Genomic DNA, 1,540 nt, shown 5'->3' on the forward strand with positions numbered 1-1,540 from the left:
TCTTGGCTCTCAAATGCCATATTTGCAGGGACATCATCATAGGGGTGATGTTCCCAGAAATGATAAGCAACGCGCTTGCCACTGGCATTAAATTCAATCCCCATACGAATGTAATTGCCTTCAATATCAGCCGGTCCATTGTAAGTAAGGTCTAACATTTCGGTGGGATAAACTTGTAATTGAAGCGGCACACCAGAGCGCCCGTAGAGGTCAACATAATGTAGTCTTACAAAACATTCACCAGTTAGAAAGACTTCTCGTGCAATGGTTGCTTGAAGTCCATAAAAATTGGCATCTTCATCATAGTCCGCCTCATCAACCCATTGCCACCATAAGTCTAAAAGCTTTTTCTTTTCTTCTTGAAAACCTTCAATACGAGGATAAGGTTTAATCCCATCACTAACAGCCGCAGAGACCCATTCCTCCGTTGCAGACCCATAAAGAGATTCATTATCATAAAGCCATCTTGAACGAGCAACAATGGTATCACCACATTCTTCAATCGCTTTATTGATATGTTTTTTTGCGGGGTCAAAACCACCCATACGGCGGCTTTTACTTGCAGCTTCAAAAGGCGGATTGTGTTGACGAGAAATTGTAAAAAAGCCTGTGAGTTTATTGAAAAAACCAGCCATTAATAGCCTCGTGATATATTAAAATAGAAAACGCGTGAACGCTTGCGCCCTTCAAGGTTGGCTATTTGTATGTTCAGCATCTCAAGCGCTCTGCGAAGTTCCTCAACAGAACGATTGCTGACTTGCTTATCGCCATGGCGTACCGATTGCGCACCCGAATAAAGAGCCTCTTCAATTTGTTCACGCCGCCTTTTTAAACTTTCCAGTCTCGAAAATTTGCTGTTAAATTGTCCTAAAGTTTCATCCACAAATTACCTCCAATCCCCTTGCATATAAGGATTCATCACCGTTCTGGATTGTTTCCTTTGAGGCTGTGCTGTCTGAGATCTTCTTGGAGCAGGAGAGGGGGCATGTCTTGGTGTTGGCTGCTCTAAAGAGCCTTCAACTTTAAGTTTTTCCAGACGCTCTTCTAAGATATCGACTTCTCGATTAAGGTTTATTCCTGCCGAAATCAGACCTTGTAAAGCAGCATAAGCATAGACCCTACAGTCCAAGGCTTCATTTCTTGCCTTTTCGCTTTTTTGCCATTCAATGCGCTTGAAGCCTTTAAAATATTTGATGACTTTTCTTTCAGCGGTTAGCTGATCAAAATATTCCCGATCAAGGTTTTTGTGAAAGTGTGTTGCACCAGCCCCCGTTGCTTCAGGTCCCGATTTTTTAAATCGTGCCGTGATAATATCTTTCGCGGCATCAACCCCAACAATATAGAGATTAATCTGTCCTTTATTGTTTCTACTTGGACGGCGTGGCCATACCGCACGCCATCCCGCTTGCCCCTTAATTCCCCAGATACGTCGTCCCTCACGCGGGCGTACATAATTATAAACCGCCTGTGTATGTCCACCACCGGTATCAATACAAGCAGCTGTTATCCTAATCCCCTCTTTATAGCCTGGATGTGGCCA

The 1,540-nt window shown here is 43.5% G+C and carries 3 protein-coding genes; all 3 read right to left on the reverse strand.

The features are described from left to right. On the reverse strand, positions 1-635 hold a 635-nt coding region (locus tag ACFIQE_RS11460), incomplete at its 3' end, for a phage portal protein (protein WP_375707687.1). Beyond that, a complete protein-coding gene (locus tag ACFIQE_RS11465; protein WP_375707688.1) occupies positions 635-883 on the reverse strand; it encodes a phage head-tail joining protein in 249 nt (82 codons plus the stop codon). The genes ACFIQE_RS11460 and ACFIQE_RS11465, both read right to left, overlap by 1 nt. 3 nt (positions 884-886) lie before the next feature. Next, positions 887-1,540, reverse strand: a 654-nt coding sequence (locus tag ACFIQE_RS11470; protein WP_375707689.1) for a terminase gpA endonuclease subunit, incomplete at its 5' end; no start/stop codon positions are given.

This window comes from Bartonella sp. AA1HLJMS (genome assembly GCF_042197445.1).
Classification (GTDB): Bacteria; Pseudomonadota; Alphaproteobacteria; order Rhizobiales; family Rhizobiaceae; genus Bartonella.